A 24,704-nucleotide genomic window follows, 5' to 3' on the forward strand; every position below is an offset into this window, starting at 1 on the left:
CATAAAAAGTATACCGGTGAAGCGCTCAATTCTATTCATATTTGTTTTATTTCAATGTATGGCCCTTTTTGCTCAAGATGAGGCAATAGCACGTCAGTATTTTGAAAAAGGGGAATTTGAAAAGGCGATTGTTTATTATAAAAAATTATATACAAAAAACCCAAACAACAGAAGTTATCTAATGGGGTTGGTGTCTTCATACCAACAATCGGAAAAATATGTCGAAGCCGAAAAAGTATTGCTGCAAAAATTGGACAATGGGAATGTATATCCGGTATTGTATGTAGAAACGGGCTATAATTACCAATTAATGGGGAAAATGCAAAAAGCCGAAACATATTACAACAAGGCCATTGCCACGTTGGACGAAAACCCAAATTATGCTTATGCCGTTGGAAATGCATTTAAAGGCAAAACATTACTGGATAATGCTATTGCCACCTATAAAAAAGCAATGAAGCTCAATCCTGAATTTAATTTTAATTACGACCTGGCTTATATCTATGGCGAAAAAGGAGATATTGAAAATATGTATGAAATGTATCTCGACCTTATGGTTGAGCGGGCAAATTTGGTGGGGAACATAAAAAGAAATCTATCTAGGTTTATAGATAGCAATGTAGGAAACGAAAACAGCGCGCTGTTTAAAAAGTTGCTCTTAAAACGTGCCCAGACCGACCCAAATGTCCTGTGGAACGAACTGCTTAGCTGGTTGTTTATTCAGCAGGGACAATACAAAAGTGCCTATGCCCAAGAAAAAGCCATTTACAAAAGGTCTCCGGAAACTTCGTTGAACAGTATTGTTGACCTTGCCAAAATTGCATTGGAAAATAACGATGCCGAAACCGCTAAAAGCATATACGAATTTATAATAGCCGAAAGCCGCGACACACAATTGTTGATTCATTCCAAACTGGAATTGATAAATATCGACCTTGCAAATGCACACAAAAAAGATAATGCTAAAATCGAAACGGCATTTAAGCAACTTTTGGCCGAATATGGCGAGAATACACAAACATTACCAATCCAAATAGCGTATGCACGTTTTCTGGCATTTAAGCTCTCAGAAACCGATATGGCCGAAGCACGTTTAAAAAAAGCGCTGGAACTTCCTATAAATAAATATGCAGAAGCACAGATAAGAATGACCTTGGCCGATATTTTGGTATACGATGAAAAATTTAATCAGGCTTTAATATATTATTCGCAAGTGCAAAAAGACCTTAAAAATGATGTATTGGGGCAAGAAGCACGCTTTAAAGTTGCCCAGACAAGTTTTTATAAGGGCGATTTTGAATGGGCCGAGACGCAGTTAAAAGTATTAAAATCGTCCACATCCCAACTTATAGCAAACGATGCGCTGCAATTAAAACTTTTAATATCCGACAATAAGCTGGGAGACACCACACAAGTTGCCTTGAAACTTTACGCCGAAGCCGATTTGTTGGCCTATCAAAATAACGATGATGGGGCCATGGCTATATTAAGCACCATTTTAAGCGACCACAAGGGAGAACCCATTGAAGATGAAGCTTTGTTTAAGCAGGCTTCGCTCTTTGAAAAACATGGCGATTATGAAAAGGCCGTTCTTGATTATCAAAAAATAATAACCTTTTACCCTACCGATATATTAATGGACGATGCCCTTTATAAATTGGCAATGCTCTATAAAAACGAATTGTCTAAACCAGATGAGGCAAAGCAATTGCTTGAACGGATTATTTATGAACATCAGGATAGTATCTACCTTATAGACGCAAGAAAAGAATACCGTTCCATAAGAGGGGACCAAGTGGAATGATGATTTACAAATAGGTAAAAGAAATAAGTTTCCCCAAAAATTAAAACTGGTTAAAACATATTTTAACCTTAAACAACAAAAACTACAAATGTACATATACAACGTAACCGTTAATATAGAAGAACAAGCGCAAAACGAATGGCTGGATTGGATGCAAAAAGAGCACATTCCCGACATGCTTGCTACCGGAAAATTTACCAGCGCCAAAATAATAAAGGTATTGGTTGAAGAAGAAATGGGAGGGATAACCTATTCTGTACAATATTATACCAAAGACAGGGAAACCCTGCAACGATATTATAAAGAGGATGCCCAAAATTTGCGTAATAAAGCACTGCAAAAATTTGCTGATAAATTTGTTGCTTATAGAACGGAGCTGGAAATTGTAAGCGAGCATTAAAATAAATGTATAGGAAGCAAAGCGGCTACGGATATATGTAAATTTTGTAATGACTTTTTTAGGAAGTGGCCGTGAAATATTAATTGAATGAAAAAGAAGAAGAAATTTGAGCACAAAGCTGCATATAGGCCCAGTAAGCAACAAGAAGGCGCTGTCCGTGCAAAAAAACATCTGGGTCAACATTTTTTAAAAGATGAAAATATAGCTCAAAAAATTGGAGATACATTAACATTGGCCAACTACAAACAAGTTTTGGAGATAGGCCCCGGGATGGGGGTGTTGACAAAATGCCTGTTGAAAAAAAACATAGACGTATATGCAATGGATCTGGATACCGAGTCCATTGCTTATTTACAACAGAATTTTATGTTGGAGCATGCCGGTACTGCAAATACTAAAAATGTTTTTAAAGTAATAGAGGGTGACTTTTTAAAATACGATGTGTCCAAAATTTTTGGAAAAGAGGCATTTGCCATTACCGGGAATTTCCCTTATAATATATCATCGCAAATTGTTTTTAAAGCACTGGAACTTCGTGATCAGGTCCCAGAATTTACCGGGATGTTTCAAAAAGAAGTGGCCGAACGTATATGCGAAAAAGAAGGTAACAAAACCTATGGCATACTTTCGGTATTGGTACAGGCGTTTTACCGGGCAGAATATTTGTTTACCGTTTCCGCGGAAGTATTTAACCCACCGCCAAAAGTACAATCGGGGGTTTTACGTTTATCAAGAAAGGAAGATTATACCCTGCCGTGCAACGAGAAACTGTTTTTTAGGGTAGTGAAAGCTGCATTTGGGCAAAGAAGAAAAACATTGCGAAACAGTTTAAAAGCATTTAATCTGACCGATAATTTAAAAGAAGATATTATATTTGACCGACGACCGGAACAGATGAGTGTAGAAGACTTTATAGTACTTTCAGTTAGAATTGAAAAAGATATAACGTAAGTTGCGCAAGGGCTATAGCGGATAGCCAGGCTTGTGCGCCCAAAAAGAAAAGTAAGTATGGTTCCATTTAAACTTAGCGACGAGCTTATCGAGCAAATAGAGCAACTCATTGAAACCAATGCGGATGCTACCCTATTGCATATGATGGAGGAATTTCATTATGCCGATGTTGCTGAGATTATCCATGAACTGAACCTGGACGAAGCTACGTATATTATTAAGCTGCTCGATAGTGAAAAAACTTCGGATGTACTTACAGAGCTGGATGAAGATATAAGAGAGCAGATTTTAGGCAATCTTTCGGCCAAGGAAATCGCAGAGGAGATTAGTAAACTGGATACCGATGATGCTGCCGATATTATTGCCGAGCTTCCGGAAGAGCGCGTTAATGAAATTATTGCCCAGATAGACGATAAGGAGCATGCCCGGGATATCGTGGAGCTTTTGCGTTACGACGAAAATTCTGCTGGTGGGCTAATGGCAAAGGAACTGGTAAAGGTTAATGAAAACTGGAATGTTCTTACCTGTGTCAAGGAAATGCGCCGCCAGGCCGAGAATGTTACCCGGGTGCATTCTATTTACGTGGTGGACAATGATGAAAAACTTAAGGGAAGGCTTTCCTTAAAAGATTTATTGACCACTTCTACCAAAGCCGAAATTAGCAGTGTGTACATACCAAAAGTAGACTATGTTACAGTAAATGACAAGGCCGAGGATGTGGCCCGCTTGATGTCGAAATACGACTTGGAGGCCATTCCGGTAATAGACGAACTTGGCAGATTGGTTGGGCGTATTACGATTGACGATATCGTGGACGTTATTAGGGAAGAAGCCGAAAAAGATTACCAGTTGGCAGCAGGTATTACACAAGATGTAGAAGCCGATGACGGTATTTGGGAACTTACACGCGCTAGGCTCCCGTGGTTGCTCATCGGGATGTTGGGCGGTCTGGGTGCGGCCAGTATTATTGGGAGCTTTCAGGGAGCCATGAATAAATTCCCGATTTTGTTGAGCTTTGTGCCGCTTATTCAGGCAACGGCAGGAAACATGGGCGTGCAATCGTCTGCAATTGTAGTGCAGGCCTTGGCCAACGATAGTATTCGGGGCGAACTTTTAAAACGTTTGGCAAAAGAGTTCATGTTGGGGCTTATTAATGGTATTGCCATTGCCTTTGTAGTTTTAATTATAAGCCATTTTTTGTTTAAAACCCCTTATTTGGTTTCGGCTACCATTGGCGTTGCCTTAATTACCGTTATAATTATTGCCGCTATTATTGGTACCTTTGTACCCATATTCCTTGATAAAAAGGGAATAGACCCCGCGGTTGCTACTGGGCCTTTTATAACCACCAGCAACGATGTATTTGGTATATTGATTTACTTTACCATTGCAAAGATTATTTTAGGTTTTTAAAATTTAACATTCTATCCCTAAAATAAATATTAAATCCCCCGTTTTTTTTATATACAATCCCCTTAACGTATTTTTTGTACTTATAACACTTAAAAATATCTAGATAAATGTTAAATATTAATAAAAATATTCTCACATTTAGGGGCATATATTATTTTTACGTAAAATTAAATCCTAAAAGGAGCGTTTAGGCTTCTTTAGGTTTTGAGATGAAAGAAGAAGAAAGAATAAACATATCTACTAAGAAGTATGTCAGGCAACTATATACTGTAAACAGTAACCTTAAAGAGGTGTACAACGAATGTCAGTATTATATGTCGCATACCGAGTTAAAGGAATTTTACGAAAAGAGTTTTTTTTCTAAAAACAACTTTTCAAACAACCTATATTCTTATTTAAAGGTTAGGAACAAAGGTGTTCTTTTTTTAACCGATTTAAAGACTTCCTATTTTATAAGTTGCCTTACTTTTCAATTGATTTTTCAAAAGGATAAAATCAAATTTTTATTTAAAAAAGCTTTAAAACTGGAAGAGCGCAATTTTGAACTCTTAAAAAAATTGCTTAAAACCAGTGCCCTGCCCGAGAGCCTTGTACCGATTCTTAAAAATCATCACGACAGCCAGGCAACACGAATTGCTGCCATTAAAAAAGTTTTAAAGGACCAACAATAAAAAGAGGTTGTATTACGTAAACTACTGCGTCCAAAAGGCTTGGTTTTTTAATTTTCATAATACCTTTGCATAGCAATATATTAATAATCGAACTCAGGTTAATAGCACAAATGAATATTTTACACATAGATACAAACCATGAGCTTCTTATAGATCAATTAAACGAAGCGGGTTATACAAATGAAACGGATTATACTTCGCCTAAAGAGGAAATTGAAAAAAAGATACATCAATATGACGGGATGATAATCCGGAGCCGTTTTCCCATAGACGAAAAGTTTTTAAGAAAAGCCACTAATTTGAAATTTATAGGCCGTGTCGGGGCCGGGCTTGAAAATATTGATGCAGAAGTAGCCAAAGAACTCGGCATAAAACTGTTTAACGCTCCCGAAGGTAATAGAAATGCTGTGGGAGAGCAGGCATTGGGCATGCTCTTGTCTTTGTTCAATAACTTAAACCGTGCTGACAGGGAAGTACGCAACGGAATATGGAAAAGAGAAGAAAACAGAGGCTTGGAGCTAGAAGGTAAAACCGTGGGTATAATTGGTTATGGAAACATGGGGAAAGCTTTTGCAAAGAAGCTTAAAGGTTTTGATGTTGAAGTTGTTTGTTACGACATAGTTGGAGGTGTAGGCGATGATAATGCAAGGCAAGTTGGTATTTTGGAATTTAAAAAGAATGCTGATATTGTAAGTTTGCATACACCACAAACGCCGGAAACCTTAGAAATGGTCAATATGGAATTTATAAATAGTTTTCAGAAACCTTTTTGGCTTATCAATACGGCCCGGGGTAAAAGCGTAGTAACCAAAGATTTGGTAGCTGCATTGAAATCTGGAAAAATACTGGGTGCCGGACTGGATGTATTGGAATATGAAAAATCTTCTTTTGAGAATTTATTTACAGGAGAAATGCCTGATGCGTTTAAATATTTAATTCATGCCGGTAATGTATTGTTAACGCCACACATTGCGGGTTGGACCGTTGAGAGCAAAGAAAAATTGGCACAAACCATTGTTGATAAAATTAAGGAGAATTTTTCTTAACTTTATAAAGCATGTGTTAGGGGTTAATGCATGTCCATAAATTTTAAGGAAATGCAAATACAGGCAGCCACAGTCCAAGATTATATAAATGCCGTTCCGGTAGATAAAAGAGCCGCATTTAAAGAATTGCGCCGTGTTATACTGGATAATTTGCCCGAAGGGCTGGAAGAAACAATAAGTTATGGAATGATAGGCTATGTTGTTCCGCATAGTATATACCCAAATGGGTATCATTGCAATCCCGATTTGCCGTTGCCTTTTATTAACATTGCATGCCAGAAAAATTTTATAGCGTTATACCACTCGGGGATTTATGCCAATAAGGATCTTTATAGCTGGTTTGTAAATGAGTATCCGTTATACACCAACGATAAGCTGGATATGGGGAAAAGTTGTGTCAGGTTCAAAAAAATAGACAGCATACCATTAAAACTGGTTGCGGCACTGTTAACTAAAATGACGGTAGCGGAGTGGATATCATTATATGAGGAAAATATAAAGCAAAAATGAAAATAGAAAAACCTTATATTTAGCTATTAATTTTATTATCAATCTTGCTTTTTTAGTAAATTAGCCAAACTAACCAATTTAAAAATACAATGAGCGAAAACGAAAAAGATTTTGAAGGAAAAGCGAAACAATTTGCCAAAGAAACTTCAGATGAAGCCAAGAAAACAGCCAATGAATTTTCAGAAGGCGTAAAAGATGCACTAAACCAAGACAATAAAAAAATATTGGCTGGTATTTTGGCTATTGTAGTGGGCGCCTTAGGAATCCATAAATTTATATTAGGCTACAACAAAGAAGGTGTAATAATGCTTGCGGTAAGTATAGTGCTAGGGGCTTTTACCTGCGGGGCCGGAGCCGGTTTGATGGGCATTGTTGGCCTGATTGAAGGAATTATCTATTTAACAAAGTCAGACGAAGAGTTTTACAACACATACCAAGTGGGTAAAAAAGCTTGGTTTTAACATAAAAAAGTGCCTGAATATCCATTTGGGCACTTTTTCTGTATTCCCCTATTTACTATTATTGCATAAAGAAGAAAAATAAAATCATGGGGTTTACAAAAAAGTTGGCACATACATTAGAGCAGAATGAACTTTCCGGTATTTTCAAGGCTTTGGGCCATCCTGCCAGGATTTCCATTTTACAGTATATTAGCAACCATCCCAATTGTATATGCAACGATTTGGTTAGGGACATAGATCTGGCCCAAGCAACGATATCCCAGCATTTGGTCGAACTAAAGAAAGTAGACCTTATTCAGGGAAAGCATACAGGGAAAAAAACCTGTTATCACATCAATATCGATAAGCTATATGAAGTTAAACAGTCGGTAGTTACTTTTTTTGATGAGACGCAGTGATATTTTCCATGGTTTGCCGTATTGCCCGAAACAGGCAACCTATTCTAGCTCTTTTTCCCCTTCTTCGTTGTTTTGGTCGTTCATGAATTTTCGTTCCAGTTCTGCCTGAAATTCTTCCATAACAGGTTTTACGGTGCTTTCCGGAAGGTCGGCTATTTTTATATACATCAGTCCGTCCACAGAATTATTAAAAAGCGGGTCTACATTAAAGGCCACGACTTTGGCATTCTGTTTGATGTATTTTTTAATAAGCACGGGCAACCTGAGGTTGCCGGGCTCTACTTCGTCTATCATTCGGTCGAACTTGTTCAGGTCTGCTTCTGTTTCATCAAAAACAAACTCTTTATCGGCATCTTTGAGTTTTACCTTGAACTCTTTTTTCGGACTGATATATTGTGCTACATATGGATCCCAATAATGAGATTTCATAAACTCTATCATCAGTGACTTAGAAAAGTTTGAAAATTGGTTGCTTATGCTCACGCCACCAATAAGGTATTTATGATTGGGATATCTAAGTGTAGTATGCACGATTCCTTTCCATAAAAGAAAAAGCGGCATGGGTTTTTGTTGGTAATCGCTTACAATAAATGCACGCCCCATTTCTATGGATTCGCTCATCATCTTGTACAGTTCGGGCTCAAACTTAAAGAGGTCCTGCATATAAAAACCGTCAATGCCCCTCGTTTTAAATATTTCCGACCCCATTCCCATTCTGTATGCGCCTACAATAGCCTTGGCGTCGTCATCCCATAAAAATAAGTGGTGGTAATATTCATCAAATTCATCAATATCAATGGCTTGATTGGTGCCTTCGCCAACTTCCCGAAAGGTAATTTCTCTCAACCTGCCAATTTCACGAAGGATGTAAGGCATTTTTTTAGCTTTTGCGAGGAAGACTTCGTAGTTTTTACTTTGCAACAGGCGCAGGTCCAGCTCCCGAAGCTCGGTTACTTCGCGGTCCATTAGTTTTTTGCTTACCGGGGTAATGATTTCTTTTGGCGATCGCGGAAACTTAAAACTTGTGGGAACTTTGTCGAACAACCTTCCTTCTTCAAAAGCATTGGAGAGCATGTAGGTTTTTCTTCTTAAAAACTCTGTAAATTCAGTTAGGTTATCATGCTCCTGTTGTGCTTCTACACTAATGGGCCGACCAATCCTTACACGGATTACACGATTACGTTGCGTTAAAAGCTCCGAAGGTAATTTTGCCGTGCGTAGCGTATCGTTCATCTTGGAAAGCCGGTAGAACAATTTACTGTTCTTGGCATGAAAATATATGGGGACAACAGGTACCTCTGCCCTTTTTATAAGTTTCATGGCTGCCTCTTCCCAAGGACGGTCTACAATTAATTTTCCATCGCGGTATGTCGAAACTTCACCTGCGGGAAAAATGCCCAGCGGATGTCCATCACGTAAATGTTTTAGCGATTGTTTAAACCCTGTAATGCTGCTTTTGGCATCCTTGTGTTCTTCGAAGGGATTTACGGGCATGATAAAAGGAACCAATGGTTTAATGCGGTGCAGTAAAAAATTGGCTATAATTTTATAGTCGGGACGCTGTTCAAGAAGCAGTTTTAAAAGTAAAATTCCGTCAATGCCACCTAGCGGGTGGTTTGAAATGGTAATATAGGCCCCGTCTTTTGGGAGCCTTTTAAAATCTTCTTGGGGAATCTCGAAATTAATTTCAAATTCTTCTAATATAGAATTTAAAAAATCAAGGTCGGATTTATCCTTGTGCTTGTCGTAAATTTTATTAAGTGCAGATATGTTGAGTATTTTCATGAGGGCCCAACCGCTCAGTGTGCCCAGAAACCCATATTTATCTGCCTTAATTACTTGTGCAACTTCTTTTGCAGTAACTAATCCCATTTAAAACTGTATTGGTCTCATCAATACAAATATAGAAAAACTAAACTTAGCCTTGGTTTTATTTTACTACCAACTGAACGGTTTCTTGAGTGCGCTGCTCTAATAAAACCTCTCTTCCGTTTTGCAGTGAAGCAATTGCCTTTTCATTAAAATGACGTATGGTATAAAGCGATACATCTTCATAATGGGTTACTTTAAATTTAGACTTTAATACCTTTAAAAGATCGTCAAGTTTGTTGAATTTATTATCAACGCAGACCGAAAAACTGATGGCCGAATTTTGAATGAGGTCTACCTTCATACGGTTGTCGTGAAACAATTTAAATATCTCGCTGATGTTTTCTTCAACAATAAAAGAAAAGTCCAAAGAAGAAAGTCTCATTAAAATTTGGTCTTTTTTTACAATAAAGCACGGAATATTAGGGGAAATCCCTTTGCACTTCATTACCGCGGTACCCTCTTCGGTTGGGTTGACAAAAGATTTTACGTACAATGGTATTTCTTTTCTTTGTAACGGTTGAAGGGTTTTTGGGTGAATTACCGAAGCCCCGTAAAAGGCAAGTTCTATGGCTTCCCGGTACGATATAGTGTTAAGGAGCTCGGCATTTTTAAAGTATCGCGGGTCTGCATTTAGTACACCGGGCACATCTTTCCATATGGTTACCGAATCTGCATTGAGGCAATAAGCAAAGATAGCGGCGGTATAATCCGAGCCTTCTCTTCCTAAAGTAGTGGTAAAGTTGTTCTCGTCGCTGCCTAAAAAGCCCTGTGTAATGTTAAGGCTTTTCTGGTCTATTTTTTCTGAAATATTTTTTTGCGTCTGTTCCCAATTAACGGTTCCTTCCCTGTAATTGTCATTGGTCTTAATGTAATCTCTTACATCCAGCCATTTATTTTTGATGCCCACTTCTTCAAAATAGGCACTAAGGATGGTAGTCGAGATCAATTCTCCATAGCCTACTACTTGATCGTAGACAAAACTATATTTGGGAGATTTGTTCCAGGCCAAAAAACCTTGAACCTGCTCTATAAGCCCTTTTACCTTTGCGTAAATGGGGTGCTTGGTATTGGGGAACAAATCGTTAAGAATATTATTGTGGTAGCTTATTATTTCTTCAAAAGCTGTATGGATTTCGGCTTTGTTTTCAAAGTAATTTTTTACAACTACTTCCATGGCATTGGTGGTCTTTCCCATAGCCGAAACCACCAACAAAGTATTTTCATGGCCAACGACCTGTAATACGTTCACTACATTTTTTATGCTTTCGGCATCTTTAACCGATGCGCCTCCAAACTTAAAAATTCTCATTAATTATGTTTTGCTATAAAATTCTTAATTCCTTGATCGTCCAATTGTACCGTGTCCCAGTCTCTTAGAATGATCGCACCGTTTTTTTTATAAAATTCCACTGCCGGCGTGTTCCAGTCCAAAACAACCCATTCTATGCGTTTTACACCTTCTTTGTGGCCTTGTTTTATAACTTCGGCAAAGAGGGCGCTTCCAATTCCAGATCCTCTGGACGTGTGCCTAACTACAAGGTCCTCCAAATGGATGGTTTTTCCTTTCCAAGTAGAGTACCTTTGGTAAAAAAGGGCAATGCCGTCAATCTTTCCGTCCATTTCGGCCACAAAACATTTAAACAGCGGCCGGGGCCCAAAACCGTCAGCAATTAAATCTTCAACGGTAATCTCCACGGCATTGGATTCTTTTTCAAAATCTGCGAGTTCCTGGATAAGTTCCAGTACCTGCTTCATGTCTTCTTTTACTGCTATTCTAATTGTATGCTTCATATGTGTTACAAATATAACTTATAGTTATAAATATTTAAAAATGAAATTTAACGAAAACGTTGTAGTTTCACAAAAATGTCGATATTTGTGACTCAAAAAACACAAAAAATACCATGACCAAGAAAAACAAGACCCTGGGAGAGTTCATAATAGAAAACCAGAAAGCTTTCCCATATTCTACAGGAGAATTATCCAAGCTTATTAATGCCATCCGCTTAGCGGCTAAAGTGGTTAACCATGAGGTAAACAAGGCGGGTCTCATAGATATTTTAGGTGAAAGTGGCGATATTAATGCCCAAGGCGAGAATCAACAAAAACTGGATGTGCTGGCTAATGCAAAGTTTATCCAATCGTTGACCAATAGGGAGATTGTATGCGGCATTGCATCTGAAGAAGAAAATGATTTTGTGGTAATTAACAGTCAGGACAATAATCACCAAAATAAATATGTGGTGTTGTTCGATCCACTGGACGGTTCCAGCAATATAGATGTAAATGTTTCTGTGGGTTCGATTTTTTCTATTTACCGGCGTGTTACCCCAATCGGGACCCCGGTTACCATGGACGATTTTTTACAGTCCGGCCGAAAACAAGTAGCTGCCGGGTATATAATATACGGCACCTCTACAATGCTCGTGTACACAACGGGGCATGGCGTTAACGGCTTTACCTTAAACCCCGCAATCGGGACTTTTTATTTATCGCATCCCGATATGCAGTACCCGGAAGACGGAACTATTTATTCGGTAAACGAAGGGAATTATGTACATTTTCCGGAAGGGGTTAAAAAGTACATTAAATATTGCCAGATGGAAGAAGGGGACAGGCCGTATACGTCCCGTTACATAGGGTCTTTGGTGTCCGATTTTCATAGGAACATGATAAAGGGCGGAATCTTTCTATATCCAAAAAGCAGCAAGGCGGCCAACGGGAAATTGCGTTTGCTGTACGAATGCAATCCCATGGCCTTTTTGGCCGAACAGGCGGGCGGCAAAGCCAGCGACGGTTTTCAGGCGATCCTCGATATAAAGCCAAGCGAACTGCACCAAAGGGTCCCCTTTTTCTGCGGAAGTAAAAATATGGTAGAAAAAGCAGAAGAATTTATGGAAACCTTTGGATAAAAAAAGACTGCCTTGTTCGGGCAGTCTTCTGTTTTGTCACTATTTTATTAGTGGTTCATGCGTTTTATTTCTTCCATGAAGGTGTCAAGGTCTGCGCCGGTATGGATAAGGTCCATTGCCTTTTTATTGATGAGGTCTACATTGTCGGGGCTAAACCCTAGTCCAATGCTTAAGCGCCTCATAATGCGCAGTTCGTCTTCGTCTTCAATATGGTCGACAAAGATCATCCGTGCTATGTCGAACAATCTTTCAAGTCGTGCTTCGTATAAAGAAGGGGGGTTTACCGGAAAGGCCGAAGGGTTTTCCAGTATCTGGTCGTAAAGCTCTTGAGAAATATCTAAATTTCTTGCTAAACGGTCTAAAAATGCTTTTTCTTCTTCTGTCATTTCACCATCAGAAAGGGCAACCCTAACAATGGCCGCAAAATGATCGCGGTTTCTGTTTCTAAAACCAGAAGAATATAAATCTGAAATTGACATCAATATGATTTTTTAATGTGGGCACAAAGATAAATAAACCCTTAAATTATTTTATGGAAATTTTCTATTTTTTCACTAATTGAAGTCTTTTCTGTCAATATATATCCATGAATGTTTACTTATCCTGTAAAATAAAAATAAGACGAAAGATTAATATTACAATTCCTTTAAGAGTTTAAGTTAAAATAGGCACAAACATGTATGGATTTTTGTGGTTGGAGCATCGTATCAGTAACTTAAGGAAAAACAATTATAAACTTTAAATTATAGTAAAATGAGTTATACAGACGATGTTGGCAAAAAAATGAATGAGTTGCTCGAGAAAAATATTGATGCCCAAAAAGGGTTTTTAAATGCGAGCGAAAACGTAGAAAGCACCAATTTAAAGACCTATTTTAAAAGCAAGGCTACAGAGAGAGATGTATATGTTGACGAGCTAAAGCGGGAAATTATTTCTTTTGGGCAGAAACCCGAAAAATCGGGGAGTTTTACCGGGGATGCACACCGTGCATGGATGGATATAAAGTCTACGTTGTCCATGAATGATGAAGAAGCTATTTTGGAAGAAGTTCAACGTGGCGAGAAGGCCAGCCTGGAAGATTACGACAAAATTTTAAAGGAAACTTCTTTTCCGCGCTCAACCGAGGCCATGTTGTTAAGGCAGCGCAATGCCATTAAAAATTCTGTAAACAATGCCAAGCGCTATGAGAGCATAGTTTCTTGATAAATTAAAAAAAATAGTTGTGTAAAAGCCGCTCCTGTTGTGGGGGTGGTTTTTTTATGCCAAATAGTTAATAACTCGTAAAAACTTCTCCTTTTATCTCCTTTAAATTATGCTTAATTTTAAGGTTTGAGTCTGCTTACGACTAACTATTTCAATTCTAAAGCGATAGCATTTTATGTACCTGATTTTTGATACCGAAACCACCGGATTGCCGAAACGTTGGGATGCTCCCATAAGCGATGTTGACAACTGGCCACGCGCTGTACAGATTGCCTGGCAATTGCACGATGCAATGGGGAACGTAATAGAACATCAGGATTATTTAATTAAGCCGGAAGGCTTTAATGTTCCTTTTGACGCAGAAAAAATACATGGAATTTCTACCGAATTGGCGCAACAAGAAGGTATTGAACTTCAAGAAGTATTAGGGAAATTTAATGTAGCATTGTCAAAATCCAAATTTATAGTCGGCCAAAATGTAGGTTTTGACGTAAACATTATGGGGGCCGAGTTTTACAGGGCCGGCATTAATAGCAATCTAATCGATCTTCCCGTTTTAGACACCTGTACCGAAACAACTGCCGAAATGTGCCGCATACCTGGAGGTCGTGGAGGAAAGTTTAAACTTCCAACCTTAACCGAGCTTCACGAATACCTGTTTAACGAGCCTTTTGCCGAAGCCCATAATGCCACGGCCGATGTGGAGGCGACAACGCGTTGTTTTCTTGAATTAATAAGGAAAGGGGTTTTTACTGCTGAAGAACTGGATGCTTCCCCCGACTATTTCAGAAATTTTTCTGAAGCCAACCCACAGCCAATAGAATTGATCGGGCTGAGGCACATCAATTTAAAAAAGGCTTCAGAAGAGATTAGAAAACAGTTGGCAAAAGAAGAACCTTCAGAAGAAATATCAAAAGAAGAGCTTCATCAAAACATAAAAGAATTAGAAGAAGTAGAGTTTGCCCACCTTCATAACTATTCTCAATTTTCAATCCTACAGGCCACATCGAGCATTGCAGATTTGGTAGCGGCAACGGCTAAGGCAAAAATGCCAGCAGTGGCCCTTACCGACATGGCAAACATGATGGGCGCCTTTCATTTTGTAAAAGAAGTGGGCAACCATAACAAAGCCGTGAAATCCAAAAACGAGGCGGCAATTGCCAAAGGCGAAGCTCCTACCGAAAAAGAAATTAAACCAATTGTGGGTTGTACCTTGAATGTATGCGAAAATCATTTGGATAAATCGGTAAAGGACAATGGCTACCAAGTGGTAATGCTGGCAAAAAATAAAAATGGGTATCATAATTTGGCAAAGATGTCATCGGTTGCTTATACAAAAGGATTTTATTACGTACCAAGGATCGATAAAAATATAGTTGAAAAATATAAAGAGGACATTATCGTACTTACGGGGAATTTATATGGGGAAGTTCCTAGCAAATTGCTGAATGTAGGTGAAATACAGGCCGAAGAAGCCCTTTTATGGTGGAAGAAACAATTTGGTGACGATCTGTATGTCGAGATTATGCGCCATGACCAAGAAGATGAAAACCGTGTGAATACCGAGTTGGTACAACTGGCCAATAAACACAATGTAAAGCTTATTGCCACAAACAACACCTATTATATCACTAAAGACGATGCCAACGCACACGATATTTTATTGTGCGTAAAAGATGGCGAAAAGAAAGACACACCCATTGGCCGTGGTCGTGGCTATAGATACGGCTTGCCCAATCAGGAATATTACTATAAAGATGGCGATACCATGAAATCGCTCTTTAAAGACTTGCCCGAAGCCATTTTTAACATACAGGAAGTTATTGATAAGGTAACACCTTACGAATTGGCAAGAGACGTATTATTGCCCGCCTTTAATATACCAGAAGAATTTTTGGTTGAAGAAGATAAAAATGACAATGGTAAAAGGGGCGAAAATAAATATTTAAAACACCTTACTTATGAAGGGGCAAAACGGCGTTACCCCGAAATTACAGAAGAAATAAAAGAACGCCTCGACTTTGAGTTGAGCGTTATTGAAAATACAGGTTATCCCGGATATTTCCTTATTGTGCAGGACTTTATCGCGGCTGCAAGGGAAATGGACGTGTCGGTTGGTCCCGGAAGGGGTTCGGCAGCAGGTTCGGCAGTGGCCTATTGTCTGGGGATTACCAATCTGGATCCCATTGAATACGATTTGCTATTTGAGCGTTTCCTTAATCCCGACCGTGTATCGCTGCCCGATATCGATATTGATTTTGATGATGAAGGAAGAAGTCGTGTAATGGATTATGTAATCGATAAATATGGTGCTAATCAAGTGGCTCAAATTATTACATATGGTACCATGGCGGCCAAGTCTTCCATTCGGGATACGGCTAGGGTTTTGGACTTGCCATTGCACGATGCCGATAGAATAGCCAAGTTGATACCAAACATGAAGCTGGCAAAAATTTTTGGTTTTGATGATGCCAAACTAAAAGAAGCCTTGCGCTCGGAAGAACTGGAAAAAGTACATCAACTAAAAAACATTGCCGAAGGCGACGACTTGGAAGCGCTTACCATAAATCAGGCAAGGGTGCTGGAAGGGTCGCTTAGAAATACAGGAATTCATGCCTGTGGCGTGATTATTACCCCCGATGATATTACCAAGTTTGTACCAGTTTCCATCGCCAAGGATTCCGATTTGTACGTTACCCAGTTCGACAACTCGGTAGTGGAAAGTGCCGGTTTGTTAAAAATGGATTTCCTGGGATTAAAAACACTTACGCTTATCAAGGATACCGTTAAACTGGTAAAATACAAGCATAATATAGATTTGAACCCGGATGAATTTCCTTTGGACGACGAAAAAACATACGAGCTTTTTCAGCGCGGGGAAACGGTGGGGATATTCCAATATGAATCTGCGGGGATGCAAAAGCACATGAAGGATTTAAAGCCTACCGTTTTTGCCGATCTTATCGCCATGAATGCACTGTACCGTCCCGGCCCCTTGGAATATATCCCGAGCTTCATCCGAAGGAAACATGGAGACGAAGAGATTAAGTACGATCTCGAAGCCATGGAAGAATATTTAAAGGAAACATATGGGATTACGGTTTACCAAGAGCAGGTAATGTTGCTTTCGCAAAAATTGGCCGGGTTTACAAAAGGTGAAGCCGATGTACTGCGTAAGGCAATGGGGAAAAAGATTTTTGCCCTTTTGGAACAATTGAAGCCAAAATTCTTGGACGGAGGCGAAAAAAACGGCCATTCACGCGATATTCTGGAAAAGGTTTGGAAAGACTGGGAGGCTTTTGCGAGTTATGCATTTAATAAATCGCATTCCACATGTTATGCCTGGATTGGTTACCAAACAGCATTCTTAAAGGCTAATTATCCCGCAGAATATATGGCGGCCGTACTATCCAACAACATGAACGACATTAAACAGGTTACGTTTTTCCTGGAAGAATGTAAACGAATGGGAATAGAAGTGCTGGGCCCCGATGTAAACGAATCTTACTACAAATTTACCGTAAACCAAGATGGTGCAATCCGTTTTGGAATGGGTGCCATAAAAGGAGTTGGAAAGGGTGCCGTAAATACTATTGTGGATATTAGAAAAGACGGCAAGTACCGGTCGGTTTTCGATTTGGCCAAGCGTATAGATTTGAGGGCCGCAAATAAAAAAGCCTTTGAAAACCTAGCTTTGGCCGGGGGCTTCGATTCGTTTATAAATACACATCGTGCGCAGTATTTTCACGATGAGGGCGACGGCGTTACTTTCTTGGAAAAGGCCATTAAGTATGGCGCCAAGTTTCAAGAAAATCAAAATTCTTCGCAGGTAAGCCTTTTTGGAGAAGCCAGTGAAGTACAAATTCCTGAACCGCAAATACCGCCTTGCGATACTTGGGGAACCATGGAAAAATTAAAAAGGGAAAAAGAAGTAGTCGGGATTTATATCTCCGGCCATCCTTTGGATGACTTTAAAACCGAAATAGGAGTATTCTGTAACGGAACAGTGGGTGCTTTTAACAATCTGGAAGAAATTGTAAATAGGGAGGTTTCTTTTGCAGGAGTTATATCGGACGTGCAGCACCGGGTCTCTAAAAATGGTAAAGGCTGGGCTGCCTTTACCGTGGAAGACTATACCGATTCTTATGAGTTTAGGATATTTGGGGAAGAATACCTTAAATTCCGTCACTTTTTAATGATTAATTCATTTATCTACATAAAAGCTTACATACGGGAAGGTTGGGTAAACAGAGAGACCGGGAAAAGGGGGGAACCAAGGTTGCAGTTTAATTCTATGGAACAGTTACAGGACGTAATGGAAAAATATGCCCGAAAATTGACCATTCACTTAAAACTGGAAGAAGTTTTGGAAGAGCGTATTGATGCGTTAAAAGATGTAATTTCCATGCATAAAGGAGACCATACCCTTAACTTTGTTGTATACGAAATGGAAAATGAAATTAAGCTTACCATGCCCAGCCGAAAGCAAAAGGTGCAAATTTCAAATGAATTGCTGGCCGAATTAAAAAAGCAAGACGTTATTTATAAGTTGAATTAAATGTATATTGAAAGTAAAATTATACGTTTTTTTCTTTTAACAGATTAATCAAGATATCCATTTCTTCTATAAGTTTGCCATCGCCTTCATAACCTACCGAACGATAATGAATGTTCCCATCCGGGCCAATGATTATTTTGGTAGGAATTCCCCTAATTCCATATTGGTTGGCCACCTCAAAGTCACGGGAATTTTTTATTGGATTGTCCAGCAACACTTGAAAGTCATATTTATTTTTTGAAATAAACTTTAGAACATCTTCTTTGCGTTTTGGGGTATTCTCGAATGTATTTACAAAAAGAACTGCCACATTGTCGTTGTTCTTGTATTTTGTTACAAGCTCCTGCATTTCAGGAAACGAGGCTTTGCAAGGGCCGCACCAAGTTGCCCAAAAATCAAGGATGACTACTTTTCCCTTTAATGAAGGAAGGGTTATATTGTTATTGTCTATATCTTTTAATGTAAATTGAGGAGCATCTTCGTTGATGAGTGCATTTTTAATGTTTTCTTTTAATATTTTATGCGACATTGCGTTTAATTCAGCAATTTTATTTTCAAGTCCTTCCTCACCATTTACTTCTTTGTAGGCCGTTTTGTAATAATCGAGTATTTCTGGGTTGGATTTCCCTTTTTTAATAAAGTTTTCTGCTGTATTGATAACGGTTGCATATTGTTTGTCGGCTATTAAAAATTCTATATACCTTTTATTAACATCTACCGAATTTCCATCTCCAATAGCTTCTTTTTGGTATTTTATGGCTTCTAGTAGGTTTCCTTGTTTAAATAAAATAAGGGCATAGGTGTCTGCGTACATTTGGTACGTGCTTTCCAATCTTTCGTTGTATTGGTTAACAGATAAGAACTTTGGTTTACTCGATGGATTTTCTCTTAATGATTGTACAAGCCCTAAGGAAGATTTTGAAATATCGGCAGAAAAATCAAGGTTTTCCCCCTTTTCGACATTTTTCCAAGCAATATCATTGTACATGCCGGCTTTATCTGCTTTTGATTTTATTTGACTTGCATATGCCTTAAATTTATCGGTATTTCCATTTTTATAATTCAAACGGGCCATGGTTTGTAAGGCCCATGTCTTGCTCCAGCCATTGTCGTTGGGGAATTTTTTTGCATATGCTTCGTAAACCTTTGTTTTTTCTTCCAGATCTTTGGTTGCAAACAAGCTGTCCATATAACTTTCTTTTGCAAAATATCCGTTGGGGAATTTTTCGGCAGCTATAATTTTTATTGAATCCGTTTTCTTTTTGTCACGGGATAACCCGTACATCCTTGCTATGGATTGATAGTCTTCTTCGGTAAGTGTTTCTTTGGCAACGATAGATTTAACGTATTCATTAATAAGCTTTTTTCCTTTGGCCTGGTTCTGATTGTATGTCAAGGTTATATAAGAGGTATTCCATTTTTCTTTAATTTCAGGAGAGGCCGCTATATCGTCCTCAATAGTGGTTACAAGGGAATCTTTATCGATTTCCAGACCAAAATTGGAACCTTTGTATATGGCGTAAGCTGCCATGGAAGCCTTGCTTCCCGGAAGTATATGTCCCTCGTTGTTGTATAATGGAATTATGTATCCTTTGTTATTGTTTAAATCGTATGTGTCCCCTTTTTTAAAATTGAAGGCAATGGCAGTGGCAGAGTCTGGGATATATGCATTGCCAATGAGTTCGGGAGTACTTTTAAAATGAATGTCTACAGGATATGCCTGCATATCTACCATATAATAAAAATAGGCATCAATGCTGTCGAGAGCTGTTTCGGAGTATGAAATTTTTAAGCTGTCACCGGGTGTTGGCCTTTCGTTATTGAGGGTTAATTTTCCTATTTTAAGGTTGTTTTCTTTGCCCGCTTCACTTTGACAAGAAACAAGAAGAAGGATGGAAAATATATAAATTATTGTTTTCATGATTAAGCTTTTGTTAGTATCATTAAAAGTATGAATTTTTTTCTACGCGAAAAAAAATGTGAGGTTTTTTGTCGAAAAGCAAATGTTTTTTATGAGGTATTTGTTTCTATATGTAGTATCAATCTTCTAGTTTTTTTGGCACACCATACCATATCAATAGCCGCTGATTGCCAAAATTTCTAGCTTTTTGAATGTTGGTGCCCATATAAATATCGATTTTCATCCGGTAACGGGCATTCATTTTATCTTTTACAAAATAAATTCCATCATAGCCTTCTATTTTTATGGGAGTGCCCCTCGATATGCCCAATTTGAGTAAATCGCGGGATATGGCAACTGCTTTCATCCCGGGCTTTAAAGTATCTCCCCATGCGCCAATAGATGGGTTTCCAACGGTTTGTTTATGGGTGGAGTTATATGCAGATGCTTTTACCTTTAAAAGTTTCCAATCAAACAATTCTTCGTCTGTCAAAACAATTTGCTGTGCTTCAGTAAAAAAGCAGGTACAACAGAGTATAAAAAAACAAATAGATTTTTTCATCTAGTTAAATCTATAAAAAATTTCTGTATAATTTATACGTACATTTTGTACTTATAGATGTGTTTAACGATATTTAATTTTTTTAGTTGAAGGTGGCAACTTTTCAAAAAATCAAAAATAGAATGTCCATAAAACTATCAGAAAACCTAATGGATTGATAGTCAAAACAAATGCGGCTACTGTAAGGAATGGAAAAATAATTGACTAAATTTGCAGTATTAAATAACGTTGAACAAACATTAAAAATAAAATAAAATGGCTTTAGAAATAACAGATGCTACTTTTGATGAGGTAGTTTTAAAGAGCGAAAAACCTGTATTGGTAGATTTTTGGGCAGCATGGTGCGGGCCATGTAGAATGGTTGCGCCAATTATAGAGCAACTAAGCGATGAATACGAAGGAAAAGCAGTTGTTGGTAAAGTAGACGTGGACGCAAACCAAGAATTTGCCGCCAAATATGGCGTGCGAAACATACCAACCGTACTTGTTTTCCAAAATGGAGAAGTTGTAGGAAGACAAGTGGGCGTAGCACCAAAGAATACTTATTCTGAAGCAATAGATTCTTTATTGTAAAAAATAATTTTACTTTTCAATTGAACAAAAGGTTTGGCAATTGGCCGAACCTTTTTTAATTTAGAGGTATTGTAACATTAAAATGTACTGAATGGCATCTATTTTCACCAAAATAGTCAGCGGGGAAATTCCAAGTTATAAAATTGCAGAAAACGACGACTTTTATGCGTTTTTGGACATTAACCCTAATGCAGAAGGGCATACGCTGTGTATCCCAAAGAAAGAAACAGACAAACTATTCGACCTAGATGAAGATGCTTATTTGGGCTTGATGGCTTTTTCCAGAAAAGTAGCCAAGGCATTAGAAAAAGCAATAGACTGCAAACGTATTGGAATAGCCGTTGTTGGCCTGGAAGTTCCCCATGTGCATGTGCATTTAATCCCGTTAAACTCGATGTCGGAAATGACCTTTCAGCATAAAGTCAGTCTTTCCCCTGAAGAACTGGACGGTATTGCCAAAAAAATAAGGGCGGCATTTTAAACTAGTAACAGTTGTTTTTGCATTAAAACAAACACAACAATAGCTGCAATAACAATTCCCAGCAATATAAAGACAGTAAGCTTTGTGAGCTTAAAATAGGTTTTTGGATTTTCTACCGTTTTTAGGTAAAACTCCCTTACTCTTTCAATATCTTCTGTCCAGCGCACAGGGTAAATAGTGGTATGGCAATTGTTGCATACAATTTTGTCGGTAATCTCACCGGTTGCTTTTTTAAACCAGGCACTTTTTATGTGTTTTTGGTAAAAAGTGAGTATTAGGCCTTCATTAGAAAAACATTCGGGGCAATTGTTGGTCAATGCGGCTTCTTTAATTTCTTTTTGTACGGTTTCCACAGGGGCTATTTTTTTACTAATTTACGAATCTTCTATTTTCAGGGCAATCTGTATAATGCTTCCTTTTCCTATTGCAGATTGTAAGACCCTAACTTTTCCATCGTGATAATCTTCTATTATTCTTTTTACCAATGATAATCCAAGTCCCCAACCTCTTTTTTTAGTGGTATATCCGGGTTCGAATATCTTGATATAATCACTTTTATGTATTCCTTTTCCAGTATCTATAACGTTGATCTTTGCTATTTTCTTATCTGAAAGGATTTCAATTGTTAAATCTCCTTTTCCTTTCATGGCGTCAATGGCATTTTTTATAAGATTTTCAATGGTCCAGCTATAGAGTTGGTCATTTGTCAAGCAATATATTTTTTCTGATGGTGCCTTAAAACTGAAATTTACCAATTTAGAGCTCCTAGCTTGTATGTAGTTAAACGTATTTTTTGTTTCTTCTACAATGTCAAGGCATTCCAGTTTGGGGATAGAGCCAATTTTGGAGAACCTTTCCGTTATGGTAGAAAGACGGTCTATATCTTTTTCTATTTCATTGGTAATTGTCGGGTTTACATCTTCGGCCTTAAGCAATTCTGCCCAACCCAAAAGCGAAGAAAGCGGTGTGCCAATTTGGTGGGCCGTTTCTTTGGCCATTCCTGCCCAAAGTTTGTTTTGGTCGGCTATTTTGGAAGTCTTATAAAAAAAATAAACTACCGCGCTAAAAAGAACTATTATCAGGATTAATGCAACGGGATAATACTTTAAATTGTTTAGCACATCAGAATTTCCATAATACAGGGTGCCGTATTTATCGTTTCTAAAGGTTACTTCAATAGGGGCATTTTCGGCCTTGAACTTTTTTATTTTGCGCTGGATATATAAAGAATCGTTTGCTTTTTTTTCAGGTAAATTATTGGAGGTAATCTCCCCGTCGTCTCCAACATATATCATGGGCGTGCTGGTGTTGTTTTTTATTACGGCCAGGGTAAGGTTGCCAAGATCGCGGTCCAGATCGGTGGTTTGAAGGAATTCCCCTAGGGCTTCGGCCCATATTTTCATTTTGGTACGTTCTTCATCCTTGAATTTCTGAAAAAAAACATACGTGTTCCACAAAATGGAAATAACTATAATAAAAGAGGACGCTATTAATATCCAACGAGTGGTTTTTTTCATTTTTTAAGAAAAAGGTTCATGGCTTTTGTTGGTTGCATAAATATAAAGTAAATGCTTCAATTTTATTGTTTTCTATAAACAGAATAATTTTTTCTCATTCAAAAAACAATCCGCCTTATTTTCAACCAAAGATAAAAACATTTTTGCACCTCTTTTATTTAAGCTATTTTTGTTTAAAATGACACTATGTTATCAATAGATCCTAAAACGGTCTCAACGGCCGAACTCCACGGTTTTTTATTAAGTGCCGTGGCTCCCAGACCAATTGCCTTTGCCAGTACGATGGACAAAGACGGGAACGTAAACCTTTCTCCTTTTAGTTTTTTTAACGTGTACAGCTCTAAGCCACCCGTAATGATTTTTTCTGCCAACAGAAGAGTGAGGGACAACTCTACAAAACACACCTTGGAAAATGTATTGGAGACCAAAGAAGTTGTAGTAAATATTGTAAATTTTGCAATTGTCCAGCAGGCATCTTTAAGCAGCACCGAATACCCTAAAGAGGTAAACGAATTTGAAAAGTCTGGATTGACCATGCTAAAATCAGATACGGTAAAGCCTTTTCGGGTTGCAGAATCGCCCGTACAGTTTGAATGTAAAGTAAATGAAGTGATAGCCTTGGGAGATGAAGGCGGTGCCGGAAACTTAATTGTATGCGAAGTATTAAAAATGCATATAAACGAAGCCGTTCTGGGAACCGACGGGAAAATAGATCAACATAAAATAGATTTGGTAAGCCGTATGGGCGGTAATTGGTACTGTAGGGCCAATCTAGGAATGTTTGAAGTTCCAAAACCATTGTCTTCTATAGGAATTGGGGTCGATAATATCCCTTCGCACATCCGTTACAGTAAAATACTTACGGGAAACGACCTTGGAATTTTGGGAAATGTTGATAAATTACCCACAAAAGAAGAAATAAATACCTATATAGAGGGTTCTATTAAAATACGAGAAGTATTAAGTACAGACGACACGGAGCAAATACATAAAAAAGCACAAGAATTTATAGCCCAAAATGATGTGCTTTCTGCATGGAAAGTTTTATTGGCAAAATAATTGGATATATTTTAATAATTTTGAAGCATGGAAATACAAGGAAAAATTAAGTTGATTGATGAAACTAAAACTTATGGGAACAATGGTTTTAGAAAACGCGAAATGGTAATTACTACGGAAGAGCAGTATCCACAGCATATAATGATTGAGTTTATACAGGATAAATGCGATCTTTTAAACGCATACCAAGTAGGGCAGCCCGTAAAAGTGAGCATTAATTTAAGAGGAAGGGAATGGGTAAACCCACAAGGGGAAACAAAATATTTTAACTCTATTCAAGGATGGCGTATCGAGAACTTGGCCGTTGAAAACGGAGGTGCCCCAGAAATGCCGCCCATGCCACCCGAAGATGCCTTTGAACCGGCAAACAATTTTAATGAGGACGATCATGATGATCTACCTTTTTAAAAACG

General features: G+C 38.2%; 24 protein-coding genes. 16 read left to right on the forward strand and 8 right to left on the reverse strand.

All coding sequences use genetic code 11. The features are described 5' to 3' along the window. The first annotated feature begins 16 nt into the window (after positions 1 to 16). The 9 genes from UXI14_RS07535 (at position 17) to UXI14_RS07575 (ending at position 7,654) form a co-directional block, all read left to right on the forward strand. Positions 17 to 1,804 carry a tetratricopeptide repeat protein gene (locus tag UXI14_RS07535; protein ID WP_335965617.1) on the forward strand — a complete coding sequence of 596 codons (1,788 nt, stop codon included), beginning with the start codon at positions 17 to 19 and terminating at the stop codon, positions 1,802 to 1,804. Between the two features lie 88 nt (positions 1,805 to 1,892). Next, positions 1,893 to 2,204 (forward strand): DUF4286 family protein, encoded by a 312-nt coding sequence (locus UXI14_RS07540; protein WP_335965618.1) that lies wholly within the window; start codon positions 1,893 to 1,895, stop codon positions 2,202 to 2,204. 87 nt (positions 2,205 to 2,291) lie between these two features. Further along, entirely contained in the window at positions 2,292 to 3,155 is an 864-nt protein-coding gene (gene rsmA, locus UXI14_RS07545; RefSeq protein ID WP_335965619.1) for a 16S rRNA (adenine(1518)-N(6)/adenine(1519)-N(6))-dimethyltransferase RsmA, read from the forward strand. A gap of 57 nt (positions 3,156 to 3,212) precedes the next feature. Continuing rightward, positions 3,213 to 4,568, forward strand: coding sequence for a magnesium transporter (mgtE, locus tag UXI14_RS07550; protein ID WP_335965620.1), 1,356 nt, complete (start codon positions 3,213 to 3,215; stop codon positions 4,566 to 4,568). Positions 4,569 to 4,777: 209 nt separating this feature from the next. Further along, positions 4,778 to 5,239 (forward strand): hypothetical protein, encoded by a 462-nt coding sequence (locus tag UXI14_RS07555; RefSeq protein WP_335965621.1) that lies wholly within the window; start codon positions 4,778 to 4,780, stop codon positions 5,237 to 5,239. A 110-nt stretch (positions 5,240 to 5,349) separates the two neighbouring features. Beyond that, the gene (locus UXI14_RS07560) at positions 5,350 to 6,285 is read left to right on the forward strand and encodes a 2-hydroxyacid dehydrogenase (protein ID WP_335965622.1); all 936 of its coding nucleotides are present in this window, start codon (positions 5,350 to 5,352) and stop codon (positions 6,283 to 6,285) included. Between the two features lie 51 nt (positions 6,286 to 6,336). Beyond that, positions 6,337 to 6,795 carry a DUF1801 domain-containing protein gene (locus UXI14_RS07565; protein ID WP_335965623.1) on the forward strand — a complete coding sequence of 153 codons (459 nt, stop codon included), beginning with the start codon at positions 6,337 to 6,339 and terminating at the stop codon, positions 6,793 to 6,795. A gap of 89 nt (positions 6,796 to 6,884) precedes the next feature. Next, positions 6,885 to 7,256 (forward strand): TM2 domain-containing protein, encoded by a 372-nt coding sequence (locus UXI14_RS07570; protein WP_335965624.1) that lies wholly within the window; start codon positions 6,885 to 6,887, stop codon positions 7,254 to 7,256. Positions 7,257 to 7,342: 86 nt separating this feature from the next. After that, on the forward strand, positions 7,343 to 7,654 hold the full coding sequence (locus UXI14_RS07575) for a metalloregulator ArsR/SmtB family transcription factor (protein WP_335965625.1): 312 nt from the start codon (positions 7,343 to 7,345) through the stop codon (positions 7,652 to 7,654). Between the two features lie 39 nt (positions 7,655 to 7,693). Here the strand turns inward: UXI14_RS07575 and UXI14_RS07580 are convergent, their stop codons facing one another. The 3 genes from UXI14_RS07580 to UXI14_RS07590 are packed head-to-tail and all read right to left on the reverse strand — an operon-like array spanning position 7,694 to position 11,317. Then, the gene (locus UXI14_RS07580; protein WP_335965626.1) at positions 7,694 to 9,526 is read right to left on the reverse strand and encodes a lysophospholipid acyltransferase family protein; all 1,833 of its coding nucleotides are present in this window, start codon (positions 9,524 to 9,526) and stop codon (positions 7,694 to 7,696) included. A gap of 58 nt (positions 9,527 to 9,584) precedes the next feature. Then, positions 9,585 to 10,835: an aspartate kinase gene (locus UXI14_RS07585; protein WP_335965627.1), complete on the reverse strand. Its 1,251-nt coding sequence runs from the start codon at positions 10,833 to 10,835 to the stop codon at positions 9,585 to 9,587. Next, entirely contained in the window at positions 10,835 to 11,317 is a 483-nt protein-coding gene (locus UXI14_RS07590) for a GNAT family N-acetyltransferase (protein ID WP_335965628.1), read from the reverse strand. The genes UXI14_RS07585 and UXI14_RS07590 overlap by 1 nt, the downstream gene beginning before the upstream one ends. 113 nt (positions 11,318 to 11,430) lie before the next feature. On the opposite strand from UXI14_RS07590, the gene fbp reads away from it, so the two are divergent. Further along, positions 11,431 to 12,438, forward strand: coding sequence for a class 1 fructose-bisphosphatase (fbp, locus tag UXI14_RS07595; RefSeq protein WP_277899674.1), 1,008 nt, complete (start codon positions 11,431 to 11,433; stop codon positions 12,436 to 12,438). 47 nt (positions 12,439 to 12,485) lie between these two features. Here the strand turns inward: fbp and UXI14_RS07600 are convergent, their stop codons facing one another. Further along, on the reverse strand, positions 12,486 to 12,917 hold the full coding sequence (locus UXI14_RS07600) for a TerB family tellurite resistance protein (RefSeq protein ID WP_277899673.1): 432 nt from the start codon (positions 12,915 to 12,917) through the stop codon (positions 12,486 to 12,488). Positions 12,918 to 13,191: 274 nt separating this feature from the next. Here UXI14_RS07600 and UXI14_RS07605 point away from each other — a divergent pair, with 274 nt between their 5' ends. Both UXI14_RS07605 and dnaE read left to right on the forward strand, forming a co-directional pair. Further along, positions 13,192 to 13,641 (forward strand): PA2169 family four-helix-bundle protein, encoded by a 450-nt coding sequence (locus UXI14_RS07605; RefSeq protein ID WP_335965629.1) that lies wholly within the window; start codon positions 13,192 to 13,194, stop codon positions 13,639 to 13,641. Between the two features lie 175 nt (positions 13,642 to 13,816). Continuing rightward, a complete protein-coding gene (gene dnaE, locus UXI14_RS07610; protein WP_335965630.1) occupies positions 13,817 to 18,199 on the forward strand; it encodes a DNA polymerase III subunit alpha in 4,383 nt (1,460 codons plus the stop codon). 19 nt (positions 18,200 to 18,218) lie between these two features. On the opposite strand, the gene UXI14_RS07615 is transcribed toward dnaE, so the two are convergent. Both UXI14_RS07615 and UXI14_RS07620 read right to left on the reverse strand, forming a co-directional pair. Beyond that, positions 18,219 to 20,120 (reverse strand): redoxin domain-containing protein, encoded by a 1,902-nt coding sequence (locus UXI14_RS07615; protein ID WP_335965631.1) that lies wholly within the window; start codon positions 20,118 to 20,120, stop codon positions 18,219 to 18,221. 118 nt (positions 20,121 to 20,238) lie between these two features. Beyond that, positions 20,239 to 20,661, reverse strand: coding sequence for a hypothetical protein (locus UXI14_RS07620; RefSeq protein ID WP_335965632.1), 423 nt, complete (start codon positions 20,659 to 20,661; stop codon positions 20,239 to 20,241). Between the two features lie 255 nt (positions 20,662 to 20,916). Here UXI14_RS07620 and trxA point away from each other — a divergent pair, with 255 nt between their 5' ends. Further along, complete coding sequence (gene trxA, locus UXI14_RS07625) at positions 20,917 to 21,234, forward strand: thioredoxin (protein WP_277899668.1); 318 nt, start codon at positions 20,917 to 20,919, stop codon at positions 21,232 to 21,234. Positions 21,235 to 21,325: 91 nt separating this feature from the next. Continuing rightward, positions 21,326 to 21,715, forward strand: coding sequence for an HIT family protein (locus UXI14_RS07630; protein ID WP_277899667.1), 390 nt, complete (start codon positions 21,326 to 21,328; stop codon positions 21,713 to 21,715). Here UXI14_RS07630 and UXI14_RS07635 read toward each other — a convergent pair. Then, a complete protein-coding gene (locus UXI14_RS07635; protein ID WP_335965633.1) occupies positions 21,712 to 22,068 on the reverse strand; it encodes a hypothetical protein in 357 nt (118 codons plus the stop codon). The two genes, UXI14_RS07630 and UXI14_RS07635, sit on opposite strands and share 4 nt — an antisense overlap. A gap of 21 nt (positions 22,069 to 22,089) precedes the next feature. Further along, complete coding sequence (locus UXI14_RS07640) at positions 22,090 to 23,232, reverse strand: HAMP domain-containing sensor histidine kinase (protein ID WP_335965634.1); 1,143 nt, start codon at positions 23,230 to 23,232, stop codon at positions 22,090 to 22,092. A gap of 186 nt (positions 23,233 to 23,418) precedes the next feature. Between UXI14_RS07640 and UXI14_RS07645 the strand changes: the two genes are divergently transcribed. Further along, entirely contained in the window at positions 23,419 to 24,291 is an 873-nt protein-coding gene (locus UXI14_RS07645) for a flavin reductase family protein (protein ID WP_335965635.1), read from the forward strand. A gap of 27 nt (positions 24,292 to 24,318) precedes the next feature. Continuing rightward, entirely contained in the window at positions 24,319 to 24,699 is a 381-nt protein-coding gene (locus UXI14_RS07650) for a DUF3127 domain-containing protein (RefSeq protein ID WP_277899663.1), read from the forward strand. Positions 24,700 to 24,704 lie beyond the last annotated feature (5 nt).

It is taken from the genome of Galbibacter sp. PAP.153 (assembly GCF_037029175.1).
GTDB classification, from domain to species: Bacteria; Bacteroidota; Bacteroidia; order Flavobacteriales; family Flavobacteriaceae; genus Galbibacter; species Galbibacter pacificus.